General features: G+C 44.0%; 10 protein-coding genes. 4 read left to right on the top strand and 6 right to left on the bottom strand.

Features of this window, described 5'->3' with window-relative positions; genetic code table 11:
• On the bottom strand, nt 1–662 hold a 662-nt coding region (locus tag IM477_RS02165; RefSeq protein WP_287730374.1), incomplete at its 3' end, for an RNA-guided endonuclease InsQ/TnpB family protein.
• A 187-nt stretch (nt 663–849) separates the two neighbouring features.
• Between IM477_RS02165 and IM477_RS02160 the strand changes: the two genes are divergently transcribed.
• On the top strand, nt 850–1,626 hold the full coding sequence (locus IM477_RS02160; protein WP_287079350.1) for an ABC transporter permease: 777 nt from the start codon (nt 850–852) through the stop codon (nt 1,624–1,626).
• A gap of 124 nt (nt 1,627–1,750) precedes the next feature.
• Here IM477_RS02160 and IM477_RS02155 read toward each other — a convergent pair whose 3' ends face one another.
• Nucleotides 1,751–2,767 (bottom strand): type I glyceraldehyde-3-phosphate dehydrogenase, encoded by a 1,017-nt coding sequence (locus tag IM477_RS02155; protein WP_002799040.1) that lies wholly within the window; start codon nt 2,765–2,767, stop codon nt 1,751–1,753.
• 420 nt (nt 2,768–3,187) lie between these two features.
• On the opposite strand from IM477_RS02155, the gene murC reads away from it, so the two are divergent.
• A complete protein-coding gene (murC, locus tag IM477_RS02150) occupies nt 3,188–4,615 on the top strand; it encodes a UDP-N-acetylmuramate--L-alanine ligase (protein WP_287730372.1) in 1,428 nt (475 codons plus the stop codon).
• A gap of 126 nt (nt 4,616–4,741) precedes the next feature.
• Entirely contained in the window at nt 4,742–5,620 is an 879-nt protein-coding gene (murB, locus tag IM477_RS02145) for a UDP-N-acetylmuramate dehydrogenase (protein ID WP_287730371.1), read from the top strand.
• A 126-nt stretch (nt 5,621–5,746) separates the two neighbouring features.
• On the opposite strand, the gene IM477_RS02140 is transcribed toward murB, so the two are convergent.
• The 4 genes from IM477_RS02140 to IM477_RS02125 all read right to left on the bottom strand — a co-directional run bounded on the left by IM477_RS02140 (nt 5,747) and on the right by IM477_RS02125 (nt 7,356).
• A complete protein-coding gene (locus IM477_RS02140; RefSeq protein ID WP_002791842.1) occupies nt 5,747–6,001 on the bottom strand; it encodes a hypothetical protein in 255 nt (84 codons plus the stop codon).
• Nucleotides 6,002–6,064: 63 nt separating this feature from the next.
• Entirely contained in the window at nt 6,065–6,610 is a 546-nt protein-coding gene (locus tag IM477_RS02135; RefSeq protein WP_004158994.1) for a hypothetical protein, read from the bottom strand.
• 29 nt (nt 6,611–6,639) lie between these two features.
• Complete coding sequence (locus tag IM477_RS02130) at nt 6,640–7,086, bottom strand: Tse2 family ADP-ribosyltransferase toxin (RefSeq protein WP_002799046.1); 447 nt, start codon at nt 7,084–7,086, stop codon at nt 6,640–6,642.
• A 6-nt stretch (nt 7,087–7,092) separates the two neighbouring features.
• Nucleotides 7,093–7,356 (bottom strand): KH domain-containing protein, encoded by a 264-nt coding sequence (locus IM477_RS02125; RefSeq protein WP_079208077.1) that lies wholly within the window; start codon nt 7,354–7,356, stop codon nt 7,093–7,095.
• A 183-nt stretch (nt 7,357–7,539) separates the two neighbouring features.
• On the opposite strand from IM477_RS02125, the gene IM477_RS02120 reads away from it, so the two are divergent.
• Nucleotides 7,540–7,666: helix-turn-helix domain-containing protein (locus IM477_RS02120; protein WP_287730375.1), on the top strand; the 127-nt coding region annotated here is incomplete at its 3' end.

Here is a 7,666-nt window from a genome sequence, read left to right as displayed (position 1 = left end):
TTTAATCGGTTTAGTTGTTTTTCAGCTTTTCGATAGTAGTTCGGACAATCAATTTGATGGCCTTCGCTATCTACTAAGAAAAACTTTAATCCGACATCAATCCCAGTGGCTTTCTGGGAAGGCGTTAAAGGTTTAACCGTGTCTCTGGGGTCTAATTTAATGCAGAACTGCACATAATAACCATCGGCACGATTAAGGATTCTTACCCGTTTAATCTGTTCTGGTTGATAGTAATTAATATCTCTAGAACCAATCAGTTTAAGAGTACCAATACCTTTTTTATCTGTAAAGCTAATATGACGTTTATCTTTTGATAGCTTCCATCCAGATACTTTATACTCAACAGAACGAGAATGTTTTTTAAACTTAGGGTAGCCTTTCTTTCCTTTAACTTTATTTTGGCAATTATCGTAAAACCGAGTAATTGCCCGCAAGGTTCTTTCTACGGCAGTCTGGCAAGCATGGGAGTTTAAATCATCAACAAATTTAAACTCTTTCCTTAATGCTGTGTTGTACCGAAATAACTCTGTTTTGCCAACACCCCGATTATCCATCCAATAACGCAAGACTTTATTCCGAACAAATTGGGTTGTCCGTATTGCTTCGTTAATGGCTTCTATCTGATTAGGTTTTGGCTTAACCTTGTATTCTAGTACAAACATTTTGACACTGCTCGACCGAGTATCAATATCTTAGCACAAAATTCTTTAAGTTGACAATATATATTTAAGTGGAGCCGCCCGACCCTACACTAAAGGGCGGGGCTTGTACTCAAATTTTCGGTCAAAAATAATTATAAACTTGCTATTTATAGATGAACTATCCTTGTAATTTGTTTCTTTTATTTTTATGGATGGATTAGTAGAACTAAATCTGGTTGATTTGGGTTGGGCTTTGGGGATGATGGGTATTTGTTTACTCCTCTCCCGTTGGTCAAATTTAGCTCTAGAGGGACAATTATTATTAGCGACCGGTCGATCGATCCTGCAATTATTAGTGGTAGGCTACGTTATCGCCGTTATTTTTTCCCTTGATAATCCTCTGGCAGTGCTGGGGATTTTGGCAGTGATGATGACTATTGCGACTATTGTTGCTAAAAATCGCATTGATAGCCGGGATAAAGGCTTATTACCGCTAGTTTTCGGCTCTTTATTGATTAGTAGCTGTCTAACTTTAGGTTATGCGATCGCTTTAATTATTCAACCAGAACAATGGTACTCACCCCAATACTTAATTCCCTTGACGGGGATGGTGTTAGGCAATGCCATGAATAGTGCCTCTTTAGCCGGGGAAAGATTAAGCAGTGCGATTAAAAGTCACCGTTTAGAAATCGAAACCCATCTTTGTTTGGGGGCAACCCCTCAACAAGCGATCGCAGGTTATCAAAAAGAAGCGATTCGAGCTAGTTTAATCCCCACCCTCAATCAGATGATGGTGGTGGGTTTAGTCAGTTTACCCGGAATGTTCACCGGACAGGTATTGGCAGGAAGTGAACCTTTAAACGCCGCTTCCTACCAGATACTGATCCTGTTTATGATTGCCCTAGCTAACCTAATCACCGCTCAATTGGTGACAGAGGGAATCTATCGGCGCTTTTTCAGTGAGAATTTGTCACTTATCAGTTGAAAGGAATGGGGAGGTGGGGGTTAGGGTTTTGGGTGTTGAGTGTTGGGGGTTGGGGTTTTGGGGTTTTGGGGTTTTAGTTGAATTTCCCCATCACCCCATTTCCCTATCTCCTGACGGCTAAAAATTAGGCCTTCCACTTGCTGGCGACGACTTCAGCGAGATCAACCACGCGTTGGGAGTAACCCCATTCGTTATCGTACCAAGCGATAACTTTCACCATATCGCCACCCATCACCATCGTTAGACTAGCATCGATGATCGAGGAGGCATCAACACCGCGATAATCAGAGGAAACGAGGGGTAAATCATTATATTCGAGAATTCCTTTCAAAGAATTTTCCGCAGCTTCTTTGAGGACTTCGTTTACCTGTTCCGCGATCGTGCTTTTTTCCACCTGTGCGACTAAATCCACTACAGAAACGTTAGGAGTGGGTACACGCAGGGCGATACCGTTAAGTTTCCCTTTCATTTCGGGGATAACTAAGGCTACAGCTTTAGCGGCACCGGTGGAGGTGGGAACGATGTTAACGGCAGCGGCGCGAGCGCGACGGAGATCCCGGTGACTAGCATCAAGAATGCGTTGATCACCAGTGTAACTGTGGGTGGTGGTCATCGTCCCTTTGATGATGCCGAAGTTTTCGTGAATCACTTTGACGACAGGAGCCAGACAGTTGGTGGTACAACTGGCATTGCTGATGACATTGTATTTATCGTGTTCGTATTCGTGAGCGTTGACACCGACGACATAGGTTCCCACACCCGAACCTTTACCCGGTGCGGTAATGAGGACTTTTTTAGCTCCTGCGACAATATGCTTAGAAGCGCCCTCTTCATCGACGAAAACACCAGTAGCTTCGATCACTAGATCTACACCCCATTCTGCCCAGGGCAGATTGAGGGGATTGCGATCGGAATAACATTTAATGGTTTTACCGTTAACAATTAAAGAATTATCATCGGCATCGATATTAGCGTTAAGTTTGCCTAACATCGAATCATATTTGAGCAGGTGAGCGTTACTCCGGGGATCGGATGTATCATTGATCCCCACTACCTCCAAGCCACTATTAGTCCGTCCTAACCAACATCTTAGGAAATTACGTCCAATCCGTCCGAAACCATTGATCGCTACTCTAATCACTGCTGCTTGCCCTCTACGTTTTAGTGCAATACATAAAAAAATAATTAATGTTCCCAATCATACCTTAAAGGTTGAACTTTACGATCCCGATCGGAAATAATTTATTAGCTCACCATTCAGGAGACGGGAGACAGGAGACTACGAGACAGGAGACAGGAGATTATTTTTATTTATTCTCCTCACACCCCACACCCTACACCCTACACCCTACACCCCACACCCCACACCCAAACCCCACACCCCACTTCCCACTCCCCAAAAAAAGGAATTGGGAGAAAAAATTTTAATTCTGCGTCAAGGATTTTGCAAGGCAACTGGGCAACATTTTGGAATTCTGCTCAAATGCCCCTATCATGAAGTTGACTTTACTACCGATCGAGTTTAAAACTTATATAATCGTGGGTCTGAGGAGTAAAAACAGTGAAAAAAGTTAATTTTAACGGCCAACCTTTCCATTTTATCGGTATTGGCGGTATTGGGATGTCAGCCCTCGCTTATATCTTAGCCAAGCGCAATTTACCTGTGTCTGGCTCGGATTTACGTCCTACTCATATCACCCAACGGCTACAGGGAGCGGGAGCGCACATTTTCCACCGTCAAGAGGCAAATAATTTAGCTTTATTTCATTCTCCGGTCCCTCAAAACAGTAGCCAAACAGTTCCGCAAGTAATCTGCTCCACGGCGATTAATGACCATAACAAGGAATATCAAGCTGCCAGAGACTTAGGATACCCAATTTTTCACCGTAGCGACGTTTTAGCGGCTTTAATCGCTGATTACGACAGTATCGCCGTCGCTGGCACCCACGGAAAAACCACCACTAGCAGCCTAATCGGTTACGTTTTGTTAGAAGCGGGATTAGACCCCACGATCATTGTCGGTGGTGAGGTGGACGCTTGGGAAGGTAACGCTCGTCTTGGTCAAGGGCGTTTTTTAGTGGCCGAGGCCGATGAGTCCGATGGTTCCCTAACCAAGCACGCCCCGAAAATCGGCGTAATCACTAATATTGAGCTAGATCACCCGGATCATTACCATAATTTAAGCGAAGTTATCGATACTTTCCATGAATTCGCCCATCAGTGCCAGATTTTAGTCGCTTGTTTAGATTGTGACACGATCGCCGAGCATTTCCGTCCGACGATTAGTTATAGTCTCGATCCCGAAAAAGGTGCGGATTACACCGTCAGCGAGATTATCTATGAACAGGGAATGATGAAAGCTTCCGTCTGGGAAAAGGGTAGTTATTTGGGACAAATGGAAGTGAAAATCCCCGGGCAACATAATATTAGTAATGCTTTGGCAGTGGTGGCCATCGGACGTTATCTCGGTTTAGAATTTGCCGTTATTGCCGATGCGATCGCTACTTTTGCTGGGGCAAAACGCCGTTTTGAACACAAGGGAGAGGCAAACGGCATTACTTTTATCGATGATTATGCCCACCATCCTAGCGAATTGTTAGCCACTTTAGCCGCGGCAAAATTAAAGGTAGAAGGCAAACAGTACCAACGTTCGATCGCTATTTTCCAACCCCATCGTTACAGTCGCACCACTACCTTTTTAGAGGAATTTGGCTCCGCTTTCAGTTCCGCCGATGTGGTAGTCTTAACGGATATTTATAGTGCCGGGGAAGTGAATATCAATCACGTCACCGGGCAGCAAGTGGTCGAACAGGTGAGAAAACACCATAAAAATGCCTACTATCACCCTGAATTGAGTTCTTTAGGTCAATTCCTGCTAGAAATTCTCCAACCAGGGGATCTAGCCATGTTCCTCGGCGCTGGCAATCTCAATCAAGTTATCCCCGAAATGCTCTCTCTTTACCGCGAACAATTAGCGGTTAGAGTATAGGATTCAGTTATCAGTTATCAGTTATCAGTTATCAGTTATTAGTTATCAGTTATTATGTTTACTGTTTACTGATTACTGATTACTGTTCACTGAAAATGCTCCCCAACCCCCAACACTCAACACCCTATGATTAAAACCTCTGTTTCTCTAGCTGATTTCACTTCCTACCGGGTGGGGGGAAGAGCGCAGTGGTATGCCGAACCAGTTAATCTAGAGGAATTAAGAGAAGTGTTCGCTTGGTGGCGATCGCAAGGGTTGCCCTTGACTGTTTTGGGGGCTGGTTCAAATTTACTAATCAGCGATCGAGGTTTACCCGGACTTGTCCTCAATACTCGCCATCTGCGATCGAGTTGTTTTGATGCCGAAACTGCTACGATTACAGCAGCGGCGGGGGAACCCCTGCCAAAAATAGCTTGGAGAGCCGCAAAACGGGGCTGGAGGGGCTTAGAATGGGCGGTGGGTATCCCCGGTACGGTGGGGGGTGCTGTGGTGATGAATGCGGGCGCACATACCTCCTGTGTGGCGGATCGATTAGTGCGGGCGCTGGTATTAAATCCCGATGGTCAGTTAGAAACTTTAAGCAAAGAAGATTTAAATTATAGTTATCGCAGTTCTTCTCTGCAAGGGGATCAACGTTTAGTTATCGAAGCCACATTTCAGTTAGAAGCTACCGATAATCGCGAGGAAATAATGACAATTACTACCCATAATTTACGCCATCGCAAAAGTACCCAACCCTATGATCGTCCTAGTTGTGGTAGTGTTTTCCGCAATCCTAAACCGCAATTTGCCGGGGCTTTAATTGAGGGAATGGGATTAAAAGGTTATCAAATTGGTGGAGCGCAAGTATCAGAATTACACGCTAATTTTATCCTGAATATTGGTTCAGCAAAAGCCTCGGATATTCTGCGTTTAATTCGTCATGTGCAGGAACAAGTGTTCGATCGCTGGTCTCTATGGTTAGAACCAGAAGTGAAAGTTTTAGGGGAATTTGACGGGATTTAACTATTTTTCTCGATAACGGTTGAACTCAGCCGCGATGGGCTGGAGTGCGACGGCAAATATTTTTATAATCCTCTAGAACTGCAATCTGAATAATTGCCTCACGATTAGCATTGACGTTACCTATAATCATTGAAATAAATTTGCCCCAATCAAACCGACTCGATGAACTGCTCGATGTCCGATTCTTACGAACCAAATTTGAGCATCGGTCAATCGGGCTAAAAGTTGATCGGAAGCTGTGAGGCTGTCTTTTGCTACTTCAAAAACCCCTGTTTCAATGTTGATTGCTACAATCTTCCCATGATTGCCCTCCTCGACTTGGGGGCGCACCTGAGATTGATAAATGTCATTAAAATCTATTGGTGGAGCGGTAGGAGCCACATTAGGGAACGCACCCTACAAGATTGCGATCATACTAACAGTGGGAGCAGTGTAACGGTCTAGTTATGCCGTCTTCGCTTGTGAGGTTAACTTAAGCAGTTCATTAAGCTTATTTTTTAAGTTTTGGGATGCCATAAGCGGATTGTAGACTTCTCCTGCGTAGGGTTGCCAAACATAACTAGAACTAAAGGGGCGCAATACTGACAATATTCCTAGCTCTTGTTCGAGTGGTTTTGCTAAAACCAGTCCTGGGATAGATAAGTTAGATGATTCTTCGATAAGCTCGCTGTAAGTTCTAAATTCATCGACTTCAACACCAACCAGTGCATAACGGAATGGGGGAGCAAATCGTAGGGACTGATATAGTAAGATACCTAACTCTGTCATTGAATATGCACTTTCAGGGCTGTCTATTCCCACTTCGCTAAGATTACTTGGTGAAACACGACACCACCAATTTTCTTCTATGTCTTGGAATATATCTGTGTGACACTGGCAATGGCGACCAGTTGACAGCAACCATGATATTCCCTCAAAATGCTGAGCAAATTTATAGGCGTTGCTCTCATCCGAACCACATTCTGCCGATAGACTAAATATCCATGCCATTTTGATAGCCTCCCATTGTGTGTATGCCACTAATCAACCTTTTCCCAATATTTTTGGGTGTTTGCCAATGCTGCCTCGTACTTTTCTAGAGCCATTGTAACTCTTGGCATGATGCTAACGTGAGTTGGGCTATCTTGGACAGCCTGTAAATCCCCTGTGATATGGCTATCGTCAATTTGCCATAAAGGGTCTTTGCCAGTTCCACCAAAACTGGCAGGTTTGCGAAATGCTGGTAAACCTTCAATGGATAGGGCAACAGACATTCCCTTTGTGTCCCTAATGGCAACCGTTACAAGATCGCCATGCAACTTACGCTGTGGCTCTGGTAACAAATAGCTTTGTTCATCTAGGCAACCTACTGGCATTTGCTGAATGTTTATATCGATATTAGGTCTAACCCCTAATAATCTAGCACTACGACCAATTTTGGGTCTGTCGTTTTGCTCTGCCATGCCACGATAGTAGAGTTTCGCCATCACCCACTACTTGTATTTTACCTTTAGCTTCATTGTACCTGAAGCACCAACAATAAACTCAATTGGGACACCATCAACGTCTGAAGATAGACCAACACCAGCTTTCTGAGACATTGTAATCTCTATTTCATCAACACCATTTTCTTTTCCTGCTCGAATAATGTCGATCGCTACTTTTCTTTGTTCTGCAATCTCTTTTTCGTTAGCACCTGATGTAAGAAGGGAAATACCGTCCAAAACAAGTGCTACTGGAAGCGCCAAAGGCACCATTGCAAGCTAACTATTCTGCGACAAGAAGGTAAGCGCTTTATGCCGTTTTTCTAGCGTTGTGATGTCAAACTCGTTGGATTCACTCATACTCATCGAAAAACTGGGTCTGAAACCCCGCCGTTCTAGGTTGGCTTTACTGTTAAATACTAGCGCATTTACACGATATATGCTAGAATGTGAGACATGGAAAAAGCCTACTCGTTTCGATTTTACCCAACACCAGAACAAGAGTCGCTATTGCGGCGCACATGGGTCTGTGTAAGATTGGTTTACAATAAGGCACTCCACGAACGAACACAAGCTTGGTATG

Origin of the sequence: Microcystis sp. M090S1, from assembly GCF_020246295.1 — a bacterium.
In the GTDB taxonomy this organism is placed as follows: Bacteria; Cyanobacteriota; Cyanobacteriia; order Cyanobacteriales; family Microcystaceae; genus Microcystis; species Microcystis aeruginosa.
This window is presented reverse-complemented; position numbering and strand designations above follow the sequence as displayed.